25 protein-coding genes and 2 tRNA genes are annotated in these 23369 nt (G+C 71.9%); 20 read left to right on the plus strand and 7 right to left on the minus strand.

What is annotated here, in order from left to right; genetic code table 11:
- Positions 1-9: 9 nt before the first annotated feature.
- Positions 10-933 carry a CPBP family intramembrane glutamic endopeptidase gene (locus tag Q5722_RS12295; protein ID WP_305028559.1) on the plus strand — a complete coding sequence of 308 codons (924 nt, stop codon included), beginning with the start codon at positions 10-12 and terminating at the stop codon, positions 931-933.
- Here Q5722_RS12295 and Q5722_RS12300 read toward each other — a convergent pair.
- Complete coding sequence (locus Q5722_RS12300) at positions 923-1678, minus strand: metallophosphoesterase (protein WP_305028560.1); 756 nt, start codon at positions 1676-1678, stop codon at positions 923-925. The genes Q5722_RS12295 and Q5722_RS12300 overlap by 11 nt on opposite strands.
- A 131-nt stretch (positions 1679-1809) precedes the next feature.
- Between Q5722_RS12300 and Q5722_RS12305 the strand changes: the two genes are divergently transcribed.
- From Q5722_RS12305 to Q5722_RS12325, 5 genes are all read left to right on the plus strand, one after another.
- A tRNA-Gln gene (locus Q5722_RS12305) sits at positions 1810-1881 on the plus strand.
- A 116-nt stretch (positions 1882-1997) separates the two neighbouring features.
- A tRNA-Glu gene (locus Q5722_RS12310) sits at positions 1998-2073 on the plus strand.
- Positions 2074-2146: 73 nt separating this feature from the next.
- Positions 2147-2584 carry an SRPBCC family protein gene (locus tag Q5722_RS12315; RefSeq protein ID WP_305028561.1) on the plus strand — a complete coding sequence of 146 codons (438 nt, stop codon included), beginning with the start codon at positions 2147-2149 and terminating at the stop codon, positions 2582-2584.
- A gap of 104 nt (positions 2585-2688) precedes the next feature.
- On the plus strand, positions 2689-4911 hold the full coding sequence (locus Q5722_RS12320) for an ATP-binding cassette domain-containing protein (protein ID WP_305028562.1): 2223 nt from the start codon (positions 2689-2691) through the stop codon (positions 4909-4911).
- 35 nt (positions 4912-4946) lie between these two features.
- Positions 4947-5432, plus strand: coding sequence for a methylated-DNA--[protein]-cysteine S-methyltransferase (locus tag Q5722_RS12325; protein WP_305028563.1), 486 nt, complete (start codon positions 4947-4949; stop codon positions 5430-5432).
- A 1-nt stretch (position 5433) separates the two neighbouring features.
- On the opposite strand, the gene Q5722_RS12330 is transcribed toward Q5722_RS12325, so the two are convergent.
- Together Q5722_RS12330 and Q5722_RS12335 are read right to left on the minus strand one after the other, a co-directional pair.
- On the minus strand, positions 5434-6432 hold the full coding sequence (locus Q5722_RS12330; RefSeq protein ID WP_305028564.1) for a metallophosphoesterase family protein: 999 nt from the start codon (positions 6430-6432) through the stop codon (positions 5434-5436).
- A gap of 58 nt (positions 6433-6490) precedes the next feature.
- The gene (locus Q5722_RS12335; protein WP_107700199.1) at positions 6491-7213 is read right to left on the minus strand and encodes an IclR family transcriptional regulator; all 723 of its coding nucleotides are present in this window, start codon (positions 7211-7213) and stop codon (positions 6491-6493) included.
- Between the two features lie 99 nt (positions 7214-7312).
- Here Q5722_RS12335 and leuC point away from each other — a divergent pair, with 99 nt between their 5' ends.
- The 5 genes from leuC to Q5722_RS12360 all read left to right on the plus strand — a co-directional run bounded on the left by leuC (position 7313) and on the right by Q5722_RS12360 (position 12267).
- A complete protein-coding gene (gene leuC, locus Q5722_RS12340; protein ID WP_305028565.1) occupies positions 7313-8713 on the plus strand; it encodes a 3-isopropylmalate dehydratase large subunit in 1401 nt (466 codons plus the stop codon).
- Positions 8714-8733: 20 nt separating this feature from the next.
- The gene (gene leuD, locus Q5722_RS12345; protein ID WP_305028566.1) at positions 8734-9327 is read left to right on the plus strand and encodes a 3-isopropylmalate dehydratase small subunit; all 594 of its coding nucleotides are present in this window, start codon (positions 8734-8736) and stop codon (positions 9325-9327) included.
- A gap of 211 nt (positions 9328-9538) precedes the next feature.
- Positions 9539-10351, plus strand: a complete 813-nt coding sequence (locus Q5722_RS12350) for an HU family DNA-binding protein (RefSeq protein WP_305028567.1) — start codon at positions 9539-9541, stop codon at positions 10349-10351.
- Positions 10352-10498: 147 nt separating this feature from the next.
- Positions 10499-11269, plus strand: a complete 771-nt coding sequence (locus Q5722_RS12355) for a lysophospholipid acyltransferase family protein (protein WP_305028568.1) — start codon at positions 10499-10501, stop codon at positions 11267-11269.
- Positions 11266-12267: an NAD(P)H-dependent glycerol-3-phosphate dehydrogenase gene (locus Q5722_RS12360; RefSeq protein WP_305028569.1), complete on the plus strand. Its 1002-nt coding sequence runs from the start codon at positions 11266-11268 to the stop codon at positions 12265-12267. The genes Q5722_RS12355 and Q5722_RS12360 overlap by 4 nt, the downstream gene beginning before the upstream one ends.
- Positions 12268-12311: 44 nt before the next feature.
- Here the strand turns inward: Q5722_RS12360 and Q5722_RS12365 are convergent, their stop codons facing one another.
- Complete coding sequence (locus Q5722_RS12365; RefSeq protein ID WP_305028570.1) at positions 12312-13427, minus strand: trans-sulfuration enzyme family protein; 1116 nt, start codon at positions 13425-13427, stop codon at positions 12312-12314.
- A 29-nt stretch (positions 13428-13456) separates the two neighbouring features.
- Here Q5722_RS12365 and pyrE point away from each other — a divergent pair, with 29 nt between their 5' ends.
- Both pyrE and Q5722_RS12375 read left to right on the plus strand, forming a co-directional pair.
- Positions 13457-13999, plus strand: coding sequence for an orotate phosphoribosyltransferase (pyrE, locus tag Q5722_RS12370; protein ID WP_305028571.1), 543 nt, complete (start codon positions 13457-13459; stop codon positions 13997-13999).
- Positions 13996-15105: a D-alanine--D-alanine ligase family protein gene (locus tag Q5722_RS12375; protein ID WP_305028572.1), complete on the plus strand. Its 1110-nt coding sequence runs from the start codon at positions 13996-13998 to the stop codon at positions 15103-15105. Before pyrE ends, Q5722_RS12375 begins: the two co-directional genes overlap by 4 nt.
- A gap of 24 nt (positions 15106-15129) precedes the next feature.
- Here the strand turns inward: Q5722_RS12375 and Q5722_RS12380 are convergent, their stop codons facing one another.
- Positions 15130-15618, minus strand: a complete 489-nt coding sequence (locus tag Q5722_RS12380; RefSeq protein WP_305028573.1) for a DUF3515 domain-containing protein — start codon at positions 15616-15618, stop codon at positions 15130-15132.
- A 26-nt stretch (positions 15619-15644) separates the two neighbouring features.
- Positions 15645-15881 (minus strand): Lrp/AsnC ligand binding domain-containing protein, encoded by a 237-nt coding sequence (locus tag Q5722_RS12385; RefSeq protein WP_305028574.1) that lies wholly within the window; start codon positions 15879-15881, stop codon positions 15645-15647.
- A gap of 112 nt (positions 15882-15993) precedes the next feature.
- Here Q5722_RS12385 and Q5722_RS12390 point away from each other — a divergent pair, with 112 nt between their 5' ends.
- A complete protein-coding gene (locus Q5722_RS12390) occupies positions 15994-16965 on the plus strand; it encodes a thiamine-phosphate kinase (protein WP_305028575.1) in 972 nt (323 codons plus the stop codon).
- A gap of 156 nt (positions 16966-17121) precedes the next feature.
- Here the strand turns inward: Q5722_RS12390 and rpmB are convergent, their stop codons facing one another.
- Positions 17122-17307 carry a 50S ribosomal protein L28 gene (rpmB, locus tag Q5722_RS12395; RefSeq protein WP_107700189.1) on the minus strand — a complete coding sequence of 62 codons (186 nt, stop codon included), beginning with the start codon at positions 17305-17307 and terminating at the stop codon, positions 17122-17124.
- Between the two features lie 220 nt (positions 17308-17527).
- On the opposite strand from rpmB, the gene Q5722_RS12400 reads away from it, so the two are divergent.
- The 6 genes from Q5722_RS12400 to rpmF all read left to right on the plus strand — a co-directional run bounded on the left by Q5722_RS12400 (position 17528) and on the right by rpmF (position 23359).
- Complete coding sequence (locus Q5722_RS12400; protein ID WP_305028576.1) at positions 17528-19138, plus strand: DAK2 domain-containing protein; 1611 nt, start codon at positions 17528-17530, stop codon at positions 19136-19138.
- 16 nt (positions 19139-19154) lie between these two features.
- Complete coding sequence (locus tag Q5722_RS12405; RefSeq protein ID WP_305028577.1) at positions 19155-21392, plus strand: ATP-dependent DNA helicase RecG; 2238 nt, start codon at positions 19155-19157, stop codon at positions 21390-21392.
- Position 21393: 1 nt separating this feature from the next.
- Entirely contained in the window at positions 21394-21990 is a 597-nt protein-coding gene (rsmD, locus tag Q5722_RS12410) for a 16S rRNA (guanine(966)-N(2))-methyltransferase RsmD (protein WP_305028578.1), read from the plus strand.
- A 2-nt stretch (positions 21991-21992) separates the two neighbouring features.
- Positions 21993-22487, plus strand: a complete 495-nt coding sequence (coaD, locus tag Q5722_RS12415) for a pantetheine-phosphate adenylyltransferase (protein ID WP_305028579.1) — start codon at positions 21993-21995, stop codon at positions 22485-22487.
- A 78-nt stretch (positions 22488-22565) separates the two neighbouring features.
- Positions 22566-23129 carry a YceD family protein gene (locus tag Q5722_RS12420; protein WP_305028580.1) on the plus strand — a complete coding sequence of 188 codons (564 nt, stop codon included), beginning with the start codon at positions 22566-22568 and terminating at the stop codon, positions 23127-23129.
- Between the two features lie 44 nt (positions 23130-23173).
- Positions 23174-23359 (plus strand): 50S ribosomal protein L32, encoded by a 186-nt coding sequence (gene rpmF, locus Q5722_RS12425; protein WP_131585118.1) that lies wholly within the window; start codon positions 23174-23176, stop codon positions 23357-23359.
- Positions 23360-23369 lie beyond the last annotated feature (10 nt).

The following is a 23369-nucleotide window of genomic DNA, read 5'->3' on the forward strand; positions in this document are numbered from 1 at the left end:
ACTGGCTCCATGAGTACGACGGCGGGCACCGGCCTCGGCTACCACCAGCTCCAGCGCAGCGGGCCGCGGGCGATCTGGAGGCCGGTGCTCGGCGCCGTCGCGCTCCTGGTCGGGATGGTCGTCCTGGCCAACCTCATCACTGCGGTGGCGGCGCTCGTCGACGTCGTCGTGACCGGGGGCGTGCCCGCGGGCACCAAGCCGCTCGACGATCCCGGTCCCGTGCTCATGGCCGGCATCCTCCTCGGGCTGTCCGCCTCCATCCCGCTCGCGCTGGCCCTCGCGCGCGCCCTGCACGGGCTGCGGCCGGGCTTCGTGGTCTCCGTCGCCGGCCGGATCCGCTGGCGCTACCTCGGGGGCTGCCTGGGCATGGCCGTCGTCGCCATGATCGCGACCATGGCAGTGGCGTCGCTGGTGCCGAGCGGTACGCGGGCGGAGCTGACGGCGACGCCGCACCCGTTCGACGGACGCATGCTGGCACTCCTCGTCACGGTCGGCCTGCTGACGCCCTTCCAGGGGGCGGCCGAGGAGGTGGTGTTCCGTGGCTACCTCACCCAGGCCGTGGGGTCGATCTTCCCGACCGCTGTGGCCGTCGTCTTCCCGGCGCTGGTGTTCGCCGTGCTGCACGGCTTCGGCCAGAGCTGGCCGGTCTTCACGGACCGGTTCGCGTTCGGGCTCGTCGCGGGCATGCTCGTCGTGCTCACGGGCGGGCTCGAGGCCGGCATCGCGATGCACGTGGTGAACAACTGGCTGGCCTTCGGCTTCGCGATCGTCTCGGGCAACCTGGGCGAGGCGCTCCAGCCGACCGACGGCACCTGGTGGTCGCTGCCCGGCACGCTCACGCAGTCGCTGGTCTACCTCGGCCTCGCCGTCTGGCTCGCGCGCCGGCAGGGCCTCGCGACCCGCACTGGTGTGCGCTGGGTCCCTACGCGCTGAGGTCGACGAGCAGCAGCGGCCCGCCGTCGTAGCGACCGCCGTCGATCGCGAGCGCCGCGCCGCCGGCGTACGCCAGGGTGCCGTGGCCCGGCGCCGTGCCGCGCAGGGTCGCCACGATGCTGTGGCCGTGCACGACCCGGCGTCCGCCGTAGGCGGCGAGCATGCTGGCGGCCTGCTCCGGTCCCTTCGCGCCCACGAACCTGCGGCGCTGGGCGAGGCCGCGCCAGACCTCGGCGATGCCGCTCGGGTCGGGCCGGGTCAGCAGGCTCGTGACGTGGGCGTTGACGGCGTCGACGCTGCGCCCCCAGCCGAGGTACGCCGTGGTGTCGCTGTGGACCAGCAGGTTGTCGCCGACCCGGGCCATCACCGGGAGCCGGGTCAACCAGCCGATGTCGTCCGGCGTGAGCTCGGCCTGGTCGCGGGGGACGCCGCCGTTGCGCTGCCAGACCGGGAGGTAGCCCTCCTGAGGATGCAGCCACATGCCGAGGGCGAGCACCTCGTGGTTGCCGAGGAGCACGTGGACCCGGCCGGGAGCCTCCGCCTGGAGGCGTCGCACCAGCCGGATGACACCGATGCCGTCGGGGCCCCGATCCAGGAGGTCGCCGAGGACGTAGAGCCGGTCGTCGCCTCCCGACCAGTGCTCCTGCTCGTCGATCAGCCCCGCGGCCCGGAGCGACCGGACGAGGTCGTCGCGGTGGCCGTGGATGTCGCTGATCGCGAAGGCACGGGCGGGGGAGGAGGGCACGGTTCCATCCTCGCAGCGACCACCGACACCGGCCGATTCGGCCGGTCTCCGGCCATCGTTTTGGAGGTCCCGATGGGCGCCGTGTAGGGTTTTCCCTTGTCCCGGCAGTCCTCGGACTGCGGGCGGCACTGTGGGATATGGTGTAATTGGCAACACGACGGTTTCTGGTTCCGTTATTCAAGGTTCGAGTCCTTGTATCCCAGCTGAATCCGGTCCGATCGCCCTCAGCGATGAGGGTCACACGGCCCGGATTTGTTACGGAACGAAGGCAAACGCTAGAGTTCCGGAACGTCGCCAGCGAGTGAATCGCCAGCGAAACGCCCCCGTTGTGTAGTGGCCTAGCACGTCGCCCTCTCAAGGCGGTAGCGCCGGTTCGAATCCGGTCGGGGGTACCACATCAAGGAAGGCTTCCCGAGTGCGGGAAGCCTTCTTTGCTTTCCGCCCCCACGTCGTACAGGAGCAGCAGTCATGGCCCAGGTCACCGCCGTCGCCGAGGCGATCGTCCCCGCAGCCCCCGCCCGCGTCCTCGAGGCGCTGGCCGACTACCGCGAGGCGCGGCCCGCGATCCTGACGCCGGCCTACACCGAGTACCAGGTGGTCGAGGGCGGGGTCGGTGCCGGCACGGTCGCGTCATGGCACCTGCACGCGACCGAGAAGCGTGTCCGGGACGTCGTCGCCGACGTCGTCGTGACCAGCGACTCCGTCGTCGAGACCGACCGCAACTCCTCGATGGTCACGACCTTCACGGTCGCCACCGAGGACGCGGCCACCAAGGTCACCGTCACCACGACCTGGAACGGCGCCGGCGGCGTCGGCGGCTTCTTCGAGAAGACCTTCGCCCCGCTCGGCCTGCGCCGCATCCACGGCGAGCTCCTCGCCAACCTCGCGGCGTACGTCGTCTCCTGACTCCGCCTCCTGACTCCGCCTCCTGAGCCGCTCGTCGCTGCCCGGCGCCGCTCCGGCGTGGCTGCCCCGGACCAGGACGAATCGGACCTAGCGTGGGCCGCGAGATGACCACGCAGCTCCCAGACCTCGCCACCCAGGAGCGCCTGCGCGTCACGACCAACGGGGACTTCCGCGAGTTCGACGCCGACGAGGTGCTGGGGCCGCTCGCGCTCCAGTGCGGTCCGGCGGGCTGGTCGGTGCGGGACGTGGGAGAGCAGCCGATGCTCTTCCTCGACGGCTGCCGGGTGGTCCAGCTCCCGCTCTTCCTCGGCCGGCCCGTGCAGCTGCATGTCGGTGCGCCCGACGGGCAGCTGGTCGAGCTCGAGGTCATCGAGTACGTCGAGTCGTTCCTCGAGTACGGCCCCGGTGACCCGACGCGCGGCTCGATGCGCCCGAAGCCGGCCGGGGTGCCGCTGCCGGCTGCGCGCGAGCCGCTGCCCCAGCCCGCGCGCGGGACAACGGTCGAAGCGCCCCTCGCAGCTCCCGGTGAGGAGCCGGCCGTGGCCCCTGTCCGCGAGCCGGTGCCCGTCGCCGTGTCGGCCGGTTCCGCTGCCCCTTCCGTGGCGCGGCCCACGGCCGTTCCGCGTCCCCCGAGTCTGGCGCGGGCTCCGGGTCGCCCGGAGGGCGCGCCGCCGGAGAACCAGGGGCTGCTGGTCCTCGACGCCCTCAACGTGACCGTCGAGGGCACGCGGCTGCTCCGCGACGTGTCCGTCGCGCTGCGCCCGGGCACGCTGACCGCCGTCATCGGCCCCTCGGGTGCCGGGAAGTCGACCCTGCTGCGCGCGCTGACGGGGGAGCGGCCAGCGACCACCGGGCGTGTCATCTGGGACGGTCACGACCTCGACAGCGAGCGTGAGCTGGCGCGCTTCCGGATCGGGGTCGTGCCGCAGGAGGAGCTCCTGCACCCGCAGCTCACCGTCCGCCAGGAGCTCAGCTTCGCCGCCGCACTGCGCATGCCGCCCGCCGCCTCGCGCAGCGAGCGCGAGGCCCGCGTCGCCGACGTGCTCGGCCGCCTCGGTCTCGCGGGCCAGCGTGACCAGCGGATCAGCAGCCTCTCCGGCGGACAGCGCAAGCGCCTCGCCATCGCGGCGGAGCTCCTCACCGCACCCGACCTTCTCTTCCTCGACGAGCCGACGACCGGGCTGGACCCGGGCTTCGACCGCAGCGTCATGGAGCAGCTGCGCGACCTCGCGCACGACGGCTGCACGGTCGTCGCGGTCACGCACTCCGTGATCGGCCTCGAGGCCTGCGACCAGGTCGTCGTCCTGGCCCGTGGCGGGCGCCTCGCCCACGTCGGCGCGCCCGAGACGCTGCTCGGCCACTTCGGCTGTCTGGACTACCCCGAGCTCTTCGACCTCCTCGAGTCCGGCGACGTCCCGCCTGCGGGCACCACGGTCGAGCGCCCGCGGCTCAGGCCTCCCGGCACCCTCGTCGTCGCGGAGCGGCGACGTCCCGCGGCCCAGCTGCTCACCCTGCTGCGTCGCACCGCGGTGGCAGCGTTCTCCGACCGGCTGACCGTCGCGCTCCTCGTGCTGATGCCGTTGCTGCTCGGCGCGCTGAGCCGCGTGGTCCCGGGAGGCGCGGGCCTCTCGCTGACGGCTGCCCGCGGCCACGGCGTGGCGCGTGCCCGCCTGGGCGAGGAGGCGAACCAGCACCTCACCCTGCTGCTCGTCGCCGCGTGCCTGATGGGTGCGGCGATGACGGTGCGCGAGATCGTCCGGGAGCGGGCCCTGCTGCGCCGGGAGTACGCCGTCGGCGTGTCTCCCGGCGCCTGGGTCGTGGCCAAGGGTCTCGTCCTCGGCCTGCTCTGCTTCGTCCAGGGCGTCGGCGTCACCTGGCTGGCGCTCGTCGGCCTGCCGGCCGCCGATGGCGACGGCGTCCACGGCTGGGGCACGCGCGAGATCGCGCTGGCCGTCGGCCTGCTCGCGACCGCGTCGGCCTGGGCGGGCCTGCTCGTCTCCGCCCTCGTCCGCTCGGTCGAGCAGACCATGCCGGCACTCGTCGCGCTCGTCATGGGACAGCTCGTCCTCTCCGGTGCCCTCGTCCAGGTCGCGGGCCGTGCGGGCCTCGAGCAGGTGGCCTGGCTGGCTCCTGCGCGGTGGGCGCACGCCGCCAACGCGGTCAGCGTGCACCTCGAGCGCGCCAAGAGCGGGGTCCGGGGAGCGGTGCCCGACCCGCTCGCGACGTACGCGACCGGGCAGTGGGCGCACGACCTGCTGGTGCTCGGGGGAGTCGCCCTCATGGCACTGCTGACGACCATCCACGTGGTCCGTCGCTCCCTGCGGTGAACCGGCTGTCGGTGCTGCCTGCGATGATCTGAGCCATGTGGACCGTGACGGACTCGCCGGTCGGCGAGCTGCGCATCATCGAGCGCGGCGGAGCCGTGTCGGCCATCGAGTTCACACCCTGGCGTCCGCCGGCCGACGGCCGCCCCCTGGGGGAGCGCGCGGACGACCACCCGGTGCTCGCCGCCGCGGTCCGGCAGCTCTCCGAGTACTTCGCCGGCGAGCGCACCACGTTCGACCTTCCGGTCGCCCCACGCGGCACGGAGTTCCAGGAGCGTGTGTGGGCGCAGCTGCTGCGGATCCCGTTCGGGGAGACCCTCACCTACGGTGAGATCGCCGGAAGGCTCGGGCAGACGGCCGCCGCGTCACGTGCGGTCGGGCTGGCCAACGGGCGCAACCCGATCCCGATCGTCATCCCGTGCCACCGGGTCATCGGGGCCGACGGCTCGCTCACCGGCTATGCCGGTGGCACGAGCCGCAAGCAGGTGCTGCTCGACCTCGAGCGCCAGGACGCCCTGTTCTGACTCAGCGGTAGGCGAGGCGCTCCCAGGTGAGGACCGGGGACCCGTGGGCAGCCACCCGCACCTTGAGCCAGCCGGTGTTGTTGCTCGACCCGTCGACGGTGACCCGTGTGAGGTTGCCGGCGCTGCCGTCGACCCCGTAGAAGTCGAGCCAGGGCGATCCGTCGGCGAGCGGACGGTCGACGTGGAAGACGTGGCTGTCCCCGTCGAAGAGGTAGACCTTGCCGTCGAACGCCGCAGACTCCTCGACCAGCGCCTGGACCCACGGCTTGAACGCGGAGAAGTCGGCGAAGGTGGGCGTCCAGGTCGGATCGAAGACGTCGGCCTGCTGCATGACGACGACGGCTCGGTCGCCGTTCTCCTGTGCCTCGGTGAACGCGTGGTGGAGCTGGGCGATGTCGGCCCGGGTCCGGGCGGGCACCTCGGCGAGCTGGCGCTCGTTGGGGGCAGTGGCGCCGGTCCACGGCGCCATCCCGTTGTTGCTCCCCACCACGTGGGCGGTCGTGAACGTGACACCGCCGGCGCGCCACGCCACGTTCTCCGGGTACGCCGGCTGAGCCTCGACGGCCATCGGCACGCCGAGGGTGGTGCCGGGGTGGTCGAAGAAGACCTGGCGGACGCGGTCGAGGCGCTCGTAGGGGTCGTAGCCTCCGTTGTTCGGCCGGTGGCAGTCCGTCCACTCGTTGTCGCCCGGCGTGTACACGAGCGGCGTGTCGAAGCGGTCGAACTGCGTGCGGATGGCCGCGAAGTACGCGTCGTCGCAGGTGGTGGAGCCGCTCTTGATGTCACCGAGGTGGGCGACGAGCTGGACGTCCGGGTCGGCGCTGATCTGGTCCACCCAGCCCGGGAACGCCGCGACCTGTGCTGCGCCGTAGGGGATGTCGCCGATGACGGCGAACGTGTACGCCGGAGCGGTGTCGGGGCGGGCGGCGCCGGCCGGAGCGGCCAGCGTCGTGGTCAGCAGGGCCGCAGTGGTCAGGCCGAGAGCGGTGCGGGTGCGCATGGCACCACCGTGGTCTCCGTGGGCCACGGGCGGGTGAGCGCCGGGGGAACTCTCGGTGTCACTCGGCAGCGGCGCGACGCAGCGACTCGGAGAGCCGCTCGGCGGCCGCGAGCACGGCGGGGGCGTGCATCCGGCCCGGCTGGCGCGAGAGGCGCTCGAGCGGGCCCGACACGGAGACCGCGGCGATGATCTTGCCGCTGGGGGAGCGGACCGGCGCAGAGACGGACGCGACGCCCTGCTCGCGCTCGCCGACGGACTGGGCCCAGCCACGACGGCGGATGCCGGAGAGGGCGGTGGCCGAGTAGGCGGCGTTCTGCAGGCCGCGGTGCATGCGCTCCGGGTCCTCCCAGGCGAGCAGGACCTGTGCAGCCGAGCCGGCGCGCATCGTCAGCTGGGAGCCGACGGGGATCGTGTCGCGGAGGCCGGAGGGACGCTCGGCGGCGGCGACGCACACGCGGTGCTCGCCCTGACGACGCCAGAGCTGCGCGGACTCACCGGTGATGTCGCGCAGGCGGGCGAGGACGGGACCGGCGGCGGCGAGGAGGCGGTCCTCGCCGGCGGCGGCGGAGAGCTCGGCCAGGCGCGGACCCAGCACGAAGCGGCCCTGGAGGTCGCGGGCGACCAGGCGGTGGTGCTCCAGCGCGACTGCGAGACGATGTGCCGTGGGCCGGGCCAGACCGGTGCCGGCCACGAGGCCGGCGAGGGTGGCAGGGCCCGCCTCGAGAGCGGCGAGCACGAGCGCGGCCTTGTCGAGAACGCCGACTCCACTGGTGTTGTCCATATGCCGATACTGACATCTCAATCCGTGGGATGCAAGCGTAGGCTCTGTGACGTGGCCCGGACCGGGCCTCGGCATTGGCACTCACAAAGGGAGACCTCCATGGGCAAGACCCTGTCGGAGAAGGTGTGGGACGAGCACGTCGTCCGCAGCGCTGAAGGCGAACCGGACCTTCTCTACATCGACCTCCACCTCCTGCACGAGGTCACCTCGCCGCAGGCCTTCGACGGTCTCCGCATCGCCGGCCGGAAGGTCCGCCGCCCCGACCTGACCCTCGCGACCGAGGACCACAACGTCCCGACGCTCGACTGGGACAAGCCGATCGCGGACCCGGTCTCCAAGACCCAGGTCGACACCCTCCGCAAGAACGCTGCCGAGTTCGGCGTCCGCCTGCACCCGCTCGGTGACATCGAGCAGGGCATCGTCCACGTCGTCGGCCCGCAGCTGGGCCTGACCCAGCCGGGCATGACGATCGTCTGCGGCGACTCGCACACCTCGACCCACGGCGCGTTCGGCGCGATCGCGTTCGGCATCGGCACCTCCGAGGTCGAGCACGTCCTCGCGACGCAGACGCTGCCGCAGGCCAAGCCCAAGACGATGGCTGTCACGGTCAACGGCCAGCTCCCCGAGGGCGTCACCGCCAAGGACCTGATCCTCTACCTGATCGCCCAGACCGGCACCGGCGGTGGCCAGGGCTACATCGTCGAGTACCGCGGCGAGGCGATCGAGGCGCTCTCCATGGAGAGCCGCATGACGATCTGCAACATGTCGATCGAGTGGGGCGCCAAGGCCGGCCTCATCGCTCCCGACGAGACCACCTTCGCCTACATCGAGGGCAAGCCCGAGGCACCGAAGGGTGCTGACTGGGACGCCGCCGTCGCGCACTGGAAGACCCTGGTCACCGACGCCGACGCGACCTTCGACAAGGAGATCGTGATCGACGCGGCCGACGTCACGCCGTTCGTCACCTGGGGCACCAACCCGGGCCAGGGCGCGCCGCTGGGCTCCAACGTCCCGTCGCCGGACGACTTCGAGGACGCCTCCGACAAGCTCGCCGCCGAGAAGGCGCTGGAGTACATGGGCCTCGAGGCCGGACAGCCGCTGCGCTCGGTCAAGGTCGACACGGTCTTCGTCGGCTCCTGCACCAACGGCCGCATCGAGGACCTGCGCCTCGCCGCCGAGATCATCAAGGGCCACAAGGTCGCCGAGGGCACCCGCCTGCTCGTCGTCCCGGGCTCGGTCCGCGTCCGCAACCAGGCGATGGAGGAGGGCCTGGACAAGGTCTTCATCGAGGCCGGTGCGGAGTGGCGTGGTGCCGGCTGCTCGATGTGCCTGGGCATGAACCCGGACACGCTGAAGCCGCAGGAGCGCTCCGCGTCGACGTCCAACCGCAACTTCGAGGGCCGTCAGGGCAAGGGCGGTCGCACGCACCTCGTCTCGATCCCCGTCGCCGCCGCCACCGCCGTCAAGGGCACGCTCGCGTCGCCCGCCGACCTGGTCTGATCCGGAAGGACCTGAACATCATGGAGAAGTTCACCTCCCACACCGGCACGGCGCTCCCGCTGCGTCGTTCCAACGTCGACACCGACCAGATCATCCCGGCGGTCTACCTCAAGCGCGTCACCCGCACGGGCTTCGAGGACGGCCTCTTCGCCGCCTGGCGCAACGACCCGGAGTTCGTCGCCAACAAGCCGGAGTACCAGGGCGTCTCGATCCTGATCGCCGGCCCCGACTTCGGCACCGGCTCCTCGCGTGAGCACGCCGTCTGGGCGCTCATGGACTACGGCTTCAAGGTCGTGCTGTCGAGCCGCTTCGCCGACATCTTCCGTGGCAACTCGGGCAAGGCCGGCCTGCTCTCCGTCCCGGTCGACCAGGACGTCATCGAGCAGCTGTGGGCGCTGGTCGAGGCCGACCCCACCACGCAGGTGACCGTCGACCTCGAGGCGAAGACGGTCAGTGCCGGCGACCTGGTCGCGCCGTTCGAGATCGACGACTACACGCGCTACCGCCTGCTCAACGGTCTCGACGACATCGGCATCACCCTCGGCAACGAGGCCGACATCGCGGCGTACGAGGCCAAGCGCCCGTCGTGGAAGCCCGTGACGCAGCACGCCTGACGCGTTTCCCCTTGCCTGCAAGGGATCTGCGCGCACAGAAGGGCCCGGACGCACCAGCGTCCGGGCCCTTCGGCGTACGACGGGGCCGTCAGCGCCTCCGAAAAACGTGGTGCGAAAGCACGCACAGTCGTTGTGGCGATGGCGATTCGTCCCTACGTTGCGAGGAAGAGGCGTCGGGGTCGGCCCGACCAGCTGCTCCGGAAGGACACCCGTGAACAAGACTCAGCTGATCGACGCGCTCGCTGCGCGCTACGAGGGCAACCGCAAGGCGGCCGCTGCCGCGCTCGATGCCGTCCTCGACACCATCACCCGCGAGGTCGCTCGGGGCGAGAAGGTCGCGATCACCGGCTTCGGCTCGTTCGAGAAGCGGATCCGGCCCGCGCGCATGGTGCGCAACCCGCGTACGGGTGAGCGGATCAAGGCGAAGAAGACCGCGATCCCGAAGTTCACCGCGGGTGCCGACCTCAAGGCCGTCATCTCCGGCGCGAAGAAGCTGCCGAAGCTCGAGCTCCCCAAGCTCGGCGCCAAGCCGGCCGCAGCTGCCAAGGGGGCGGCCACGAAGGCGGCTGCGCCGGCCAAGAAGACCGCCGCCGACGTCGCCAAGAAGGCCGCCCCCGCGAAGAAGGCGACCTCGGCCGCGACGCGCAAGGCGGTGGCCCCGGCCAAGAAGGCCGCGACCACCGCGGCGAAGAAGGCCGCCCCGGCGAAGGCCGCTGCCACCAAGGCCGCGGCGCCCGCGAAGAAGGCCGCGACCACGGCGGCCGCCCCTGCCAAGAAGGCCGCGAGCACCGCCGCGAAGAAGGCGGCTCCGGCGACGAAGGCCGCGTCCTCCGCCGCCACGAAGGCGACGGCACCTGCGAAGGCAGCCGCCAAGAAGGCGGCTCCGGCCGCAACCAAGGCTGCTGCTCCCGCGAAGAAGGCGGCCGCGACGACGGCCAAGAAGGCGCCCGCCAAGAAGGCGGCTGCCACGAAGGCCCCGGCGAAGAAGGCCCCGGCGAAGAAGGCCGCCTCGTCCGGCTCCTGACCCTGGTGGCTGCGGCGTCGTTCCCTCCCGGAGCGGCGCCGCAGTCGCGTTTCCGCGTGGGACGCGGGCGGCGCGGCGGGGGAGTCGATAGCCTGCTCCCGTTGTGCGTGACGCGGCGTTCGCTGCGCGGGATGGATGAGGTGTCAGGTGACGGGTCGCAAGTGGCCGCGCAAGCCCGGTGCGGGCTTCCAGGTGGGGCGGGTGATCCTGCTCCCGACCCTGACGGCCATGAGCGGGCGCGAGTGGATCGACGGTGAGAAGATCCCCGCGAGCGGTGGCGTCGTCCTCGTCGCCAACCACGTCACCAAGATCGACCCGCTGACGATCGCCCACTTCGTCCACCACCACGGTCGCTTGCCGCGCTTCCTCGCCAAGGCAGGGCTGTGGGACGTCCCGGGCCTCGGCTCGATCATGCGCAGTGCCAAGCAGATCCCGGTCGCCCGCATGTCCGGCGATGCGCGCAACGCCTTCGACGCGGCAGAGCGGGCGCTCCTGGACGGTGAGTGCCTCGTCGTCTACCCCGAGGGCACGGTGACGCGCGACCCCGACCTGTGGCCCATGCGCGGCAAGACGGGTGCCGCCCGCATGGCGCTCGCGACCGGCGTACCGGTGATCCCGGTGGGGCACTGGGGTGAGCAGGAGATCCTGCCGCCGTACGCCACGCGGCCCCACCTCTTCCCGCGGAAGCGGGTCGTCGTCAAGGCCGGTGACCCGGTCGACCTCGCCGACCTCATGGAGGGCGAGGTCACGGCCGCGAAGGTCGCCGAGGCGACCGACCGGATCATGGCGGCCCTGACCGCCGTCGTCGAGGACCTGCGCGGAGAGACGGCACCGGCGGTGCGGTTCGACCCGAAGGCACAGGGCGTCGCCGAGATCGGCAACCCGAAGAAGCAGAAGCGGAAGAAGGGACAGGCGTGAGCAAGATCGCCGTGTTCGGCGCGGGCTCGTGGGGCACCGCTTTCTCGATGGTGCTCGCCGACGCCGGCAACGACGTCACGATCTGGGGCCGCCGCGAGGAGGTGTGCCAGACGATCAACGAGCGCCGGGAGAACACCGACTACCTGCCCGGCATCGAGCTCCCGCCGACGATCTCGGCCACCCACGACGCCGAGCGGGCACTCTCCGGTGCCGACGTCGTCGTCCTGGCGACCCCGAGCCAGTCGCTCCGCGAGAACCTGGCCGAGTGGGCGCCGTACATCGACGACAAGGCCGTCATGGTCTCGCTGATGAAGGGCGTCGAGCTGGGCAGCCTCAAGCGCATGAGCGAGGTCATCGCCGAGGTCACCGGTGCCGGTCCCGACCGGATCGCGGTCGTGAGCGGTCCCAACCTGGCCAAGGAGATCGCTCGCCGCGAGCCCGCGGCCTCGGTCGTCGCGTGCGCCGACGAGGACGTCGCGAAGATGCTCCAGTCCCGGTGCCACTCGCCGTCGTTCCGCCCCTACACCTCGATCGACGTCCTCGGCTGCGAGCTGGGCGGTGCCTACAAGAACGTCGTCGCCCTCAGCGTGGGCATGGCCGTCGGCCTCGGCTTCGGCGACAACACCACGGCCTCGGTCATCACCCGTGGTCTCGCCGAGACGGCGCGCCTCGCGATGGCGCTCGGGGCGAACCCGCTGACCCTGATGGGTCTGGCGGGCCTCGGTGACCTCGTCGCGACCTGCTCCTCGCCCCTGTCGCGCAACCGCACGTTCGGCGAGAAGCTCGGCCAGGGCATGACCACCGAGGAGATCTACGCCTCGACGCGCCAGGTCGCCGAGGGCGCGAAGTCCTGCTCGTCGCTGCTCGCCCTCGCCGAGCGCACCGGCGTCGACGCCCCGATCGCGGAGCACGTCGACGCCGTCGTCGGGGGCCGGATGACCGCCACCGAGATGATGCACTCGTTCATCGGCCGCGACACCAAGGCCGAGACCGACTGAGCGAGGGCCCGGGTCGAGCGTGCTCGATCCCGAGCAGGAGCGGGTCAGCCGACGAGGGTGTCCAGCGCGGTGCGCAGGTCGTCCCACAGGTCGTCGACGTGCTCGACGCCGACGCTCATGCGCACCAGGTCCTCGGGGATCGTCTGCGACTCGGTCTTCCACCGGCGCCGGCGCTCGAACGTCGACTCGACGCCGCCGAGCGAGGTGGCATGCACCCAGAGCTTCGTCTTGTGCACCAGCAGGTCCGCTGCCAGCGGACCCTGCGTGAACTCGACCCCGATGACCGCGCCGAAACCCGGGTAGCGCACCGCCTTCACGGCCGGGTGCCCGCCGAGGCGGCGGACCAGCTCGCGGGCGTTGTCCTGGGCCCGTTCGACGCGCAGGTGGAGCGTGCGCAGGCCGCGCAGGGCGAGCCACGCCTCCATCGGGCCGGGTACCGCGCCGGTGAGGTCGCGCCGCTTCTTGAGGACGTCGAAGAGCTGCTCGTCGCGTGTGACGAGGGCACCCATCAGCACGTCGCTGTGGCCGGAGATGTACTTCGTGGCCGAGTGCAGCACCAGGTCCACGTCGTCCTCGAGCGGCCGCTGGAGCAGGGGAGTGGCGAAGGTGTTGTCGACGACCACGTAGGCACCGGCGTCGTGCGCGGCCTTCGTGATCGCGGGGATGTCGGCGACCTCGAGGGCCGGGTTCGTCGGCGACTCGAGCCAGACCAGCGCCGCGTCGTCGCACGCGGCGATGACCGCCGCGGTGTCCTCGACGTCGACGAGGACACCCTGCAGCCGCCCGCGGGCCTCGAGGTCGGCGAGCTGCATGATGCTGCCCTGGTAGGAGTGCCGCGGCATGACGACCTTCGCGCCCTGCCCGACGAGGTCGAGCACGCAGGCCACCGCTGCCAGGCCGCTCGCGAACGAGAGGCACCGGCCGCCCTCGAGCTCCCCGAGCGCCTCCTCGAACGCCGTCCAGGTCGGGTTGCCGTAGCGGCCGTACTCCATGTCGCCGCCGGCGACGTAGACCGAGGCCAGCGTCACCGGTGTGTTGAACGGCGCATCCGGCGTCCGCTCCGGGCGCCCTGCGTGGACCGCGACGGTCGCAGGCCGGCGTACGGGAGCACCGGGCGGCGGGGTGGAGGAACCGGACACGACGGGGGACTGGTCAGTCATGACCCCAACCCTAGGGAATACTCGGGCGCGTGACTGACGAGATCCTGACCCAGCTTGCCGCCGACATCGACGCCACGTGCCGCCTCCGCGGCGAGTTCGTCCTGCGCTCCGGGCAGGTCTCCGACACCTACTTCGACAAGTACCTGTTCGAGGCACAGCCGGCGCTGCTCGAGCGCGTGGCCGCGCAGATGGTCGACCTGCTCCCGGAGGGCACCGAGCTCCTCGGCGGGCTCGAGATGGGCGGTATCCCGATCGCCACGATGGTGAGCGCCAAGACCGGCATCCCGGTGATCTTCATCCGCAAGAAGGCCAAGGAGTACGGCACGGCCAAGCTGGCCGAGGGCCCGGCGTTCGACGGCAAGCGCGTGACCCTGATCGAGGACGTCATCACCTCCGGTGGTGCGGTCCGCGACGCCGTCAACGCGCTCCGTCCGGCCGGCGCGGTCATCGACACCGTCGTCTGCGCGATCGACCGCAGCCCCGAGGGCAACCCGCTCGACGACGTCGCCCTGGAGATCCGGCCGGTGCTGACGCGTGCGGACCTCGACGCTGCGGCGGAGGCCCGCGGATGAGCGACGCGAAGCCCCGCATCGTCGTCCTCTTCGGGGGGCGCTCGACGGAGCACGGCATCTCGTGCGTCACGGGCGGCAGCGTCCTCGCCGCGGTCGACCGCGAGAAGTACGACGTCGTCCCCGTCGGCATCACGCGGGACGGCCAGTGGGTGCTGGAGTCCGGTGACCTCGAGCGACTGAAGATCAAGGACCGCCAGACGCCGACCGTCGACGGCTCGCTCCCGCCGGTCACCCTGACCCAGGCCGAGGACGGCTCCGAGCTGGTCGTGCACGAGGCAGCCGGCCCGCGGTCGCTCGGCCACGTCGACGCGGTCTTCCCGCTGCTCCACGGTCCGTGGGGCGAGGACGGCACCCTCCAGGGCCAGCTCGAGATGGCGGGGGTCCGCTACGTCGGCGCCGGCGTCCTCGCGTCCGCCGTCAGCATGGACAAGGGGTTCATGAAGGTCGCGCTCACCGCGGCCGGCGTCCCCACGATGCCGTCGATCGTCGTGACCGCGCGCGAGTGGGCCCGCGACGCGGCCGCATGCCGTGCCCGTTCCGAGGAGCTGGGCTACCCGCTCTTCGTGAAGCCGGCGCGTGGCGGCTCCAGCATCGGCATCTCCAAGGTGCACGACGCCTCCGAGGTCGACGCGGCGATCACGACCGCGATGGAGCACGACCCGCGCGTGCTGGTGGAGGGCTTCGCTGCCGGCGTGCGCGAGATCGAGTGCGGCGTCCTGCAGCTCCCGGACGGCGAGCTGCGCACGTCGCTGCCGGCCGAGATCCGCATCGGCGGCGACCACGAGTTCTACGACTTCGAGGCCAAGTACCTGCCCGGTGAGCACACCGAGATCGACTGCCCCGCGAAGGTCGAGGACGAGCTCCTCGACCGGATGCAGGAGCTCGCGAAGAAGACCTTCGACGCGGTGGCCTGCGAGGGCCTGGCACGGGTCGACTTCTTCGTGTTCCCCGACGGCTCGCTGGTCGTCAACGAGCTCAACACGATGCCCGGCTTCACGCCGAGCTCGATGTACCCCCAGATGTGGGGCGCCTCGGGCATCGACTACACCGAGCTCGTCGACCTGCTGATCCAGCAGGCGCTCTCGCGCGGTACCGACCTCCGCTGACGCGCCGCTCAGGCGCTCAGACGCTCAGACGCAGCGCTCGGCCTTCGGAATCGCCTGCTTCACCGGCGCGGCGAGGGTCGCGAGCGCGTCGCCAGGGAACGCCGCGTCGCGGCGGTGCTCGGCCGGGATCACCACCTCGACGACCGGGTCGCGGCCGATGGTGTAGACGGTCAGGTCCTCCGACAGGTCGCCGAACTGCTCGGTCGGGACGAACCAGCCCACACCGTTGATCTCCTCGCAGGAGGCGCCCGGCTGGAAGTCGGCAGGCATCGTCACGCCGCAGGTCAGCACCACCGCCGGGTCGCCCCAGGCGTGGCCGAGCGCCGTCCGCGGCACGACCGCGCGCGTCACCAGGTGGTCGAGGGTCGCCGGGAGGGCGCGCACGAGCTGCTGGCATGTAGTGCGGTCGGCGGCGTCGACCCGGGTGCTGGCGATCTCGACGCTGTCGGAGCCGCATCCGGTCAGCAGGGCGGCGACGGTGAGGGCGGGCAGCACGAGGGAGCGCGAGGACATGCCTCGCATCCTCCCATCGGCCACCCTCAGAGACGTACGACGGGGCAGGCCAGCGTGCGGGTGATGCCGTCGAGCGCCTGGATCTTCGCCACCACGTCGGTGCCGAGCGCGTCGACGCTGCGGGCCTCGGCGCGCACGATCACGTCGTACGGACCGTTGACGTCATCGGCGGAGACCACTCCGGGCACGGAGGTCAGCGCGTGCGTCACCTCCGCGGCGTGCCCGACGTCGGTCTGGATCAGGATGTAGGCGTGGACGGACATCTCGGCCTCCTGTGTCGCGAGCCGCTGGGGTGGCGATGGACTACTCAACGTACTCCGATCGCGGCGCGTGTCGACCCCTCGCCGTCCCCGGGCTGCTGGTGGGATGGTCCTCATGGCCTCCGCGACCTTCCCCTCCGACGCCACCCTCGCCGACGTCGGTGAGTTCCCGCTCATCGACGCGCTCACGGCGCTGTTCGACACGGCGGAGCACGTGCTGGTTGGCCCCGGGGACGACGCCGCGGTGCTCCGGATCCGCAACGGACACGTCGTCGTCTCGACCGACCTGATGGTCGAGGGTCGGCACTTCCGGCGCGACTGGGTGCCGGCCGAGGACGTCGGGGCCCGGGCCGCCGCCCAGAACCTCTCCGACATCAACGCGATGGGTGGCAGCGCCACGTCGGTCACGCTCGGCATCGCCGCGCCTGCGGACCTCCCGGTCGCCTGGGTGCTCGACTTCGCCCGTGGATTCGCCGCCGAGTGCGCGAAGGTCGGGGCGGTCGTCGTCGGTGGCGACGTGACGCGCTCCGAGACGCTCGTCGTCTCGGTCACCGTCCTGGGCGGGTGCACGGTCTCGCCCGTGCTCCGGTCCGGCGCACGGCCCGGTGACGTCGTCGCGCTCTGCGGCCGACAGGGCTGGGCCGCCGGCGGCCTCGCGGTGCTCGGCCGCGGCTTCCGGTCACCGCGCGTGCTGGTGGAGGCCTACCGCCGCGCCGAACCGCCGTACGCCGCCGGGCAGGTGGCCGCCGACGCCGGCGCCACCGCCATGATCGACGTCTCCGACGGCCTGGTGGCCGACGCGGGCCACGTGGCCGAGGCATCGGGGGTCGTCATCGACCTGCGTACCGATGCGTTCGAGATCCCCGAGCCGCTGCACGCGGTGGGCTCGGCGCTGGGCGCGGACCCGATGCAGTTCATCCTCGGCGGGGGAGACGACCACCCGCTCCTGGCGACGTTCGCCCGCCCGAAGGACGTCCCGGCAGGCTGGACCGTGATCGGTGCTGTCCGGGAGGCTGACGACGACGGAGCTCGCGTCCTCGTCGACGGCGCGCCGTACGCCGGCCCGGCCGGCTGGACCCACTTCTGAGCGCCGAGGCGGGGCTCGTGCCGCGCCGAGACGGGACTCGTGCTCTCGGCACAAGCCCCGTCTCGGCGCCGGCGCTGACGTGTCCTGACCACGTCCTGACACAACGAAAGAGGCCCCGCCGGGCGCGATGCGCTCAGCGGGGCCTCTTTCGATGCGTCAGCGAGTGACCTTGCCAGCCTTCAGGCAGCCGGTGCACACGTTGAGGCGCTTCGGCGCACCGTTGACGGTGGCGCGGACGCGCTGGATGTTCGGGTTGAAGCGACGCTTCGTGATCTTGCGCGACCACGGACGGTTGTTGCCGAAGCCGGGCTTCTTGGCGCAGATGTCGCAGACGGCAGCCACGGGTTACTCCTGGAGATCGATCGGTACGAGGTCTTCGAGTCCCACGGACGGCCACACGAAACAGCGTCAGCACGGGACAACCGCACAAGGGTAAGCGAAAGCGCGCCGCGCACGCGAATCGGCCGGTGCCCACCGTGTGAGGGCGCCAGCCACTAGCCTGTGCGCTGCACCGTACGCCGGCCGGTCGGCGTGGTGCAGGTCACGAGCGAGAGGCGGTGGAATGTTCGACATCACGACGGTCGCGCGCTTCGTCGAGCTCGCGACCGACGCCCTCGCCGACGCGCGTGAGGAGATCGACGCGCTCAACGTCTATCCCGTTCCCGACGGCGACACCGGCACGAACATGTTCCTGACCGTCCAGGCGGGTCGTGACGCCCTGCTCGAGTCGGTCGCGCGCGGGGACGACGCGGAGACCGCTCTCAAGGCGCTCGCCCGTGGGTCGCTCATGGGCGCGCGCGGGAACTCCGGCGTCATCCTCAGCCAGCTGCTCGGCGCGCTCGTCGCCCGGATGCGCAAGGCCGGTCCCGAGGAGCGCAAGTCCGTCGTCCTCGCGGAGGCGTTCCGCGACGGCTGCGAGGCGTCGTACGCCGCAGTCGGCACGCCCGTCGAGGGCACCATCCTCAGCGTGATGAAGGCGGCTGCCGAGGCGGCGATGGCCGTCGCCCCCAACGACAGCTCCGCGCCGACCATCGCGGCGGCTGCCGAGGCCGCGCGCGTCGCGCTGGAGCGCACCCCGCAGCAGCTCAAGCTCCTGGCCGACTCGGGCGTCGTCGACGCGGGCGGCCGTGGCCTGGTCGTGGTCTTCGAGGCCGCCGAGGAGGCGCTGACCGGTCGTCGCCGGGTCGAGCCCACCAAGGCCCGGGGCGAGCGTTCGGTGCCCCTCGTGCTCCCGACCGACGACCTCACCGAGGACGGTCCGGCCTACGAGGTGATGTACCTCCTCGACGCCGACGACGCGGTGGTGGGAGACCTGCGCGCCGAGCTCGCGGGCCTGGGCGACTCGCTCGTGGTCGTGGGCGGCGACGGCCTGTGGAACGTCCACATCCACACCGACGACGTCGGTGCCGCCATCGAGGCCGGCATCCACGTGGGCCGTCCGCACCGGGTCCAGGTGACGCACTTCGCCGAGCAGGTCGCGGCCGCCAAGGCGCGTCGCCCGATCGGCGTGGGTCGCTCGATCGTCGCGGTCACCGCGGGGCCCGGCCTCCAGCAGCTCTTCGAGGAGGCTGGCGCCATCACGGTCGCCACCGAGCCCGGGCTGCGCCCGAGTGCCGCGGAGATCCTGCGCGCGATCGACGCCAGCGGCGCGGCGGAGGTCGTCGTGCTGCCCAACGACCCCGACTCGCTCCAGGTCGCCGAGATCGCGGCCCGAGGCGCCGAGGAGTCGGGCCGCGTGAAGGTGGCGGTCATCCCGAGCCAGGCGCAGGTGCAGGGCCTCGCGGCGGTCGCGGTCCACGAGCCCGGGCGCCCGTTCGACCAGGACGTGGTCGCGATGACGGCCGCGGCCCGCCACGCCCGCCACGGCGCGGTCACGGTCGCCGCCCGCAAGGCGATCACGAGCGCCGGCGCCTGCAGCCCCGGTGACGTGCTCGGCGCGATCGACGGGGACTTCGTGGTCGTCGGCGACGACCTCTTCGACGTGGCCTACGGGGTGCTGGGCCGCCTCATCGGCGGTGGCGGCGCGGAGCTGGTGACGCTCGTCGCGGGCCAGGACGCCGGCGACCTCGCCGAGCGCCTCGCGAAGATGGTGGCCCGACGTCATCCGGTCCTCGACGTGGTGGTCTACGACGGCGGCCAGGCTCGGTACCCGCTGCTGGTCGCGGTGGAGTGACACCGGAGGCGGTGGCGTGATCACTCTCGGGACCAAGGTCGAAGCCGTCCTCGGCGACCAGCCGCGCAAGCGCAAGGCGATCGTCGAAGGGCTCGGCATCGAGACCGTCGAGGACCTCCTCCACCACTTCCCCCGCCGCTACCTCGAGACGGGCAGGCTCAGTGACCTCGGCAGCCTCCGCGAGGGCCAGCTCCTGACCATCGTCGGCGAGGTCGCCGCGGCGGAGACGAAGTCCTACACCGACCGGCGCACCGGCAAGCCGGCGTACCGCGTGGAGGTGCTGCTCCGCGCCGACGGTGCCGGTCGCCTCAAGATGACGTTCTTCGCCAAGAGCCAGTGGATCGTCAAGAGCTGGGGCGAGAAGCTCCACCCCGGCCGCCGTGGGGTCTTCCAGGGCAAGGCGTCGCAGTTCGGCCAGCAGTGGCAGCTCACCAACCCGTCGATGGTCCTCTTCGGCCCGGGCGGGGGAGACGAGAGCGGCGCCCTGCTGTCGATGGAGAACATGCCGAAGTTCTTCCCGATCTACCCCCTCACCAAGGGCGTGGAGACCTGGGACCTGCAGCGTGCGTGCGCCTTCGCGCTGAGCGTGCTCGACGAGGTGCCGGAGCCTCTCGACGAGGACCTCCGGCAGCGGTACGGCGTCGTCGGCCGCCGCCAGGCGATCGAGTGGATCCACGCGCCCGACGAGTTCGCCCAGGTGAGCGCAGCCCGGCGGCGGTTCCGCTTCGAAGAGGCCCTCACCCTGCAGCTGGTGCTCGGCCGGCGGCGGCGCGAGCTGATGGCGCAGGGTGCCCAGGCGCGCACCGGGGGAGTGAGCCGCATCCTCGAGGCGTTCGACGCGCGGCTGCCGTTCGAGCTGACCAAGGGCCAGCGGGCGGTCGGCGAGGAGATCGAGGCGGAGCTCGCGCAGCCGCACCCGATGCACCGGCTGCTCCAGGGCGAGGTCGGCTCCGGCAAGACCCTCGTCGCCCTCCGCGCCATGCTGCGCACCGTGGACTCCGGTGGCCAGGCGGTGCTGCTGGCTCCGACGGAGGTGCTCGCCCAGCAGCACTACCGCTCGATCAGCGCCATGCTCGGTGACCTCGCGGGCGGGGGCATGCTCGGCGGAGCCGACGAGTCCACCGGCGTCGCGCTGCTGACCGGATCCATGACCAGGGCACAGCGCCAGCAGGCCCTCCTCGACATCGTCACGGGAGACGCGGGCATCGTCATCGGCACCCATGCACTGCTGGAGAAGTCCGTCGAGTTCCACGACCTCGGGCTCGTCGTCGTCGACGAGCAGCATCGCTTCGGCGTCGAGCAGCGTGCGGCACTCACCGACAAGGCGGGTTCGCCACCGCACGTCCTGGTCATGACCGCCACCCCGATCCCGCGCACGGTCGCGATGACCGTCTTCGGCGACCTCGAGGTGTCGACGCTCTCCGAGCTCCCGGCCGGGCGCGCGCCGATCCAGACCAACGTCGTCCCACTGGCCGATGCGCCGCACTGGCTGGGCCGGGTCTGGGAGCGCGTGCGCGAGGAGGTCGCCAAGGGCCACCAGGCCTACGTCGTGTGCCCCCGCATCTCCGGTGACGTCGTCGAGAGCGGCCAGCAGGACGTCGTGCACTACGACGAGGACGGCAACCCGGTCGCCCCGCCCCGGCCGCTGGCCGCGGTGGAGGAGGTCGCGGCCGAGCTGCGTGCCGGTGCGCTGAGCGGTCTCCGGGTCGGCGTACTCCACGGGCGGCTGCAGCCGGAGGAGAAGGACCGGACCATGCGTGCGTTCGCGGCGGGTGAGATCGACGTGCTCGTCTCCACCACCGTGATCGAGGTCGGCGTCGACGTCGCCAACGCGACCGCGATGGTGCTGCTCGACGCCGACCGCTTCGGCGTCTCGCAGCTCCACCAGCTGCGGGGCCGTGTGGGCCGCGGTGGGCTGCCCGGCCTGTGCCTGCTGGTGTCCTGGGCCGAGTTCGGCACCGATGCACGCGAGCGCCTCGACGCCGTGGCCTCGACGACCGACGGCTTCACGCTCAGCCAGGTCGACCTCGAGCAGCGCCGGGAGGGCGACGTCCTCGGCAAGCGCCAGTCCGGCGGCCGGTCGTCGCTGGTCACCCTCAAGGTGCTGCGCGACGAGGACGTGATCCTCGAGGCGCGCAGGGCGGCCGACGAGCTGCTGGACGAGGACCTCGCCCTCGGACAGGTGCCGCTCCTGCGTGACGCGGTGGTGGAGACTGAGCGCTCGGTCGAGTCCGAGTTCCTGGAACGGGGTTGAGATGACGCGGATCATCGGGGGTACCGCGGGTGGACGCCGCCTGGAGACACCCAAGGGGCAGGCGACGCGGCCGACGAGCGACCGCGTGCGCGAGGCGCTCTTCTCCGCGATCGAGTCCTGGTGCGGCTCGCTCGACGGGCTCCGCTTCCTCGACCTGTACGCCGGCAGCGGCGCCGTGGGCCTCGAGGCACTCTCCCGCGGGGCGGGAGTGGCGACGTTCGTGGAGCAGGACCGGCGTACCGCATCGCTGATCAGCCGCAACGCGAGGGCACTCGGCTTCGCGGCCGACGTGATCCCGGGAAGCGTCGGCACGGTCCTGTCGGGCGCACCGCGGGCGTCGTACGACGTGGTCTTCCTGGACCCGCCCTACCCGCTGCCCGACGCGGACGTCGACGCCGACCTCGCTGCGCTCGTGGCGCACGGGTGGCTCGCTGCGGACGCGCTCGTCGTCGTCGAGCGGGCGAGCAAGCGGTCCAGCCTCACCTGGCCCGCGGGCATCGACGCACTGCGCGAGCGGAAGTACGGCGAGACGCTGCTCCGGTATGGTCACGCAGCATCGCCGGCCCACGGCGATCACGATGCCGATCCAGGGGAGTGAACGTGCGCATCGCAGTGTGTCCGGGGTCGTTCGACCCGGTGACCAACGGCCACATCGACATCTTCAGTCGCGCGGCTGGCCTCTTCGACGAGGTCATCGTCGCGACCGGCCTCAACCCGTCCAAGACCCGTCTCTTCACGCCCGAGGAGCGGATCGACATGCTCACCGAGGCGTGCCGGCAGTTCCCCAACGTGCGGGTCTCCGGCTTCAACGGGCTGCTGACGGCGTTCTGCCAGGAGCAGGGCGCGGTCGCGATCGTGAAGGGCCTCCGCGCCGTCAGTGACTACGAGTACGAGCTGCAGATGGCGCAGATGAACTCCTCGCTGGCGGAGGTCGAGACGGTCTTCATCCCGACCAGCCCCGAGTACTCCTTCCTGGCCTCCAGCCTGGTCAAGGAGGTCGCGATGTTCGGCGGCGACGTCTCCGGCCTGGTGCCCGACTTCGTCCGCGAGCGCCTGATCACGCGCCTCGAGGAGCGCAAGCGCGCCAACGGCTGACCGCCGCTGACCCGTTTTGCTGGCAACCCCCGCCGACCCGTAGACTTCGCCCGATCTGTTCTGCCTGGATTCGAGAAGATGACCACCCACCTGGACCCGAGAGCGCCGCTCGTGCTCGATACACGCGAGCTCGGCCGCCGCCCGGGGTCCCAGCGGGAGGTCCATCAGACCGTTCCGGCGCCGGCAGATCTCGGCATCGAGCTCCTCGGTGTCCCCGAAGGTGCGCCGGTCGAGCTCGACCTGCGCCTGGAGGCGGTCATGGAGGGCGTTCTCGTCACCGGGTCGGCGTACGCCGACCTCGAGGGTGAGTGCGCGCGGTGCCTGGAGCCGATCCGCGACGAGATCGAGGTGCGGTTCCAGGAGCTCTACGTCTACGACGACGAGGAGCGCGCCGCGGATGACGACGAGGAAGAGCTCCGCACGGAGGGCGACCTGGTCGATCTCGAGCCGGTGCTGCGTGACGCGGTGGTGCTCGCACTCCCGTTCCAGCCCCTGTGCGAGGACGACTGTCCCGGACTGTGCATCGACTGCGGTGCCCGGCTCGCGGACGACCCGGACCACACGCACGAGGCGCCGATCGACCCTCGCTGGGCCGGCCTCGCCGCCCTGCAGGACCCCCAGACAAGCAAGACCGAAGACTGAACGCCCGACCTGACCAGGTCGGACGAAAGCTAGAGGAGAAGACAGTGGCTGTTCCGAAGCGGAAGATGTCGCGCAGCAACACCCGTCACCGCCGTTCGGCGTGGAAGGCCGTCGTGCCGACCCTCGCCACGTGCTCCAACCCGGCGTGTGGCGCCAAGGTCCTCCCGCACCGCGCGTGTGGCGAGTGCGGCCAGTACGGCGCCAAGGCGGCTCGCCGCCAGGTGCTCTGAACCTGACACC

The organism is Nocardioides jiangxiensis, assembly GCF_030580915.1.
Lineage (GTDB): Bacteria > Actinomycetota > Actinomycetes > Propionibacteriales > Nocardioidaceae > Nocardioides > Nocardioides jiangxiensis.

Bases quoted from the DNA above. Each gene is read 5' to 3' on its own strand.
- Q5722_RS12295 (WP_305028559.1), top strand. From the start codon at position 10: ATGAGTACGACGGCGGGCACCGGCCTCGGCTACCACCAGCTCCAGCGC.
- Q5722_RS12315 (WP_305028561.1), top strand. From the start codon at position 2,147: ATGGCCCAGGTCACCGCCGTCGCCGAGGCGATCGTCCCCGCAGCCCCC.
- Q5722_RS12320 (WP_305028562.1), top strand. From the start codon at position 2,689: ATGACCACGCAGCTCCCAGACCTCGCCACCCAGGAGCGCCTGCGCGTC.
- Q5722_RS12325 (WP_305028563.1), top strand. From the start codon at position 4,947: ATGTGGACCGTGACGGACTCGCCGGTCGGCGAGCTGCGCATCATCGAG.
- Q5722_RS12330 (WP_305028564.1), bottom strand. From the start codon at position 6,432: ATGCGCACCCGCACCGCTCTCGGCCTGACCACTGCGGCCCTGCTGACC.
- Q5722_RS12335 (WP_107700199.1), bottom strand. From the start codon at position 7,213: ATGGACAACACCAGTGGAGTCGGCGTTCTCGACAAGGCCGCGCTCGTG.
- leuC (WP_305028565.1), top strand. From the start codon at position 7,313: ATGGGCAAGACCCTGTCGGAGAAGGTGTGGGACGAGCACGTCGTCCGC.
- leuD (WP_305028566.1), top strand. From the start codon at position 8,734: ATGGAGAAGTTCACCTCCCACACCGGCACGGCGCTCCCGCTGCGTCGT.
- Q5722_RS12365 (WP_305028570.1), bottom strand. From the start codon at position 13,427: ATGACTGACCAGTCCCCCGTCGTGTCCGGTTCCTCCACCCCGCCGCCC.
- Q5722_RS12375 (WP_305028572.1), top strand. From the start codon at position 13,996: ATGAGCGACGCGAAGCCCCGCATCGTCGTCCTCTTCGGGGGGCGCTCG.
- Q5722_RS12380 (WP_305028573.1), bottom strand. From the start codon at position 15,618: ATGTCCTCGCGCTCCCTCGTGCTGCCCGCCCTCACCGTCGCCGCCCTG.
- Q5722_RS12385 (WP_305028574.1), bottom strand. From the start codon at position 15,881: ATGTCCGTCCACGCCTACATCCTGATCCAGACCGACGTCGGGCACGCC.
- Q5722_RS12390 (WP_305028575.1), top strand. From the start codon at position 15,994: ATGGCCTCCGCGACCTTCCCCTCCGACGCCACCCTCGCCGACGTCGGT.
- Q5722_RS12400 (WP_305028576.1), top strand. From the start codon at position 17,528: ATGTTCGACATCACGACGGTCGCGCGCTTCGTCGAGCTCGCGACCGAC.
- rsmD (WP_305028578.1), top strand. From the start codon at position 21,394: ATGACGCGGATCATCGGGGGTACCGCGGGTGGACGCCGCCTGGAGACA.
- Q5722_RS12420 (WP_305028580.1), top strand. From the start codon at position 22,566: ATGACCACCCACCTGGACCCGAGAGCGCCGCTCGTGCTCGATACACGC.